The following is a 387-nucleotide window of genomic DNA, read 5'->3' as shown; positions in this document are numbered from 1 at the left end:
GCTGTCGCGGGACGAACTCGACGCGCTCGCGGCGACGCTCGGCAGCGACGTGCCGTTCCTGCTGCACGGCGGCAACGCGCTGGGGGCAGGTCGGGGTGAACTGATCACCCCGGTGTTGTCGCGCTCGACGTTCCACTGGGTCCTCGGGGTGTATGCCGAGGGCATGTCGACGCCTGCGGTGTACGCCGAGTTCGACCGGCTGGCCGGCGGGCGCGGCGTCAATACGCCCGATGAGCCTCGCGATGTCCTCGCAGCGCTCGGCAGCGGCGACCCCGACGCGCTCGCGGTGGCGCTTCGCAACGACCTCGCGCCTGCCGCACTCTCGTTGCGTCCCGAACTGCTGCGCGGTATCGAGGCCGCGGGCCCCGCACCTGCGCTCGCCGCCGT

1 pseudogene is annotated in these 387 nt (G+C 72.9%); it reads left to right on the top strand.

The features are described 5' to 3' along the window. Positions 1-387, top strand: a pseudogene (locus D9V41_RS18000) (4-(cytidine 5'-diphospho)-2-C-methyl-D-erythritol kinase); the annotation flags it as partial.

Origin of the sequence: Aeromicrobium phragmitis (genome assembly GCF_003674095.1) — a bacterium.
Taxonomy (GTDB): domain Bacteria; phylum Actinomycetota; class Actinomycetes; order Propionibacteriales; family Nocardioidaceae; genus Aeromicrobium; species Aeromicrobium phragmitis.
The sequence above is the reverse complement of the archived record's forward strand: the minus strand, read 5'-3'. Positions and strand labels throughout refer to the sequence as shown.